The sequence below is a fragment of the Actinomyces sp. S6-Spd3 genome (assembly GCF_000758755.1).
In the GTDB taxonomy this organism is placed as follows: Bacteria; Actinomycetota; Actinomycetes; order Actinomycetales; family Actinomycetaceae; genus Pauljensenia.
On sequence record NZ_JRMV01000137.1, the window covers coordinates 1 to 541 of the forward strand.

1 protein-coding gene is annotated in these 541 nt (G+C 50.1%); it reads right to left on the reverse strand.

Annotation, left to right across the window (positions count from 1 at the left end; genetic code table 11):
* Positions 1 to 540 (reverse strand): energy-coupling factor transporter transmembrane component T family protein (locus HMPREF1627_RS00815; RefSeq protein WP_034500349.1); only part of this gene is annotated, 540 nt, incomplete at its 3' end.
* Position 541 lies beyond the last annotated feature (1 nt).

The following is a 541-nucleotide window of genomic DNA, read 5'->3' on the forward strand; positions in this document are numbered from 1 at the left end:
AAACGAAACATCTTTGGACGTGTCGATCCCGCGAGCTTGCTGTGCTTGAGAAATCTCGCGGTATTCGCGCTGAACGTCCGGAATATAACGAAGCGCTAATGCAACCGAGTAGGAGGCCCGATAGGGAACTCCGATCCGGTTGAGCGAAGACGCGAACTCGGAAGGGGACGTGGTGACAATGAATAGCAGGGCTACGGGCAGTACCGCAAAATATTTCAGCGTCACGTTCAACTGGTAGAACAGTTGCTCTGTAGTGAACGTGTAGCGGTTAGTCAAATGCCAAAGCGGCGTGCTGGTCCCGTAAATCTCGGTGCCGTACTGCGGGGCGAAGACGAAAATCATGATGTTGTTCAAAATCATAAGGACAAAAATGAACCACAGCACGACCTTCAGTTTTGACAGCTCAATTTTTGAAGAGACCCACAAGAACACGGACACGAAGACCATGAGAACCAAGAAGCGCGTGTCAAATCCCAGCATTGCTGCGATAGACGCGTTGATCATCATGATGAGTTTTGTGGTCCCCGTTAGCGAATGCATA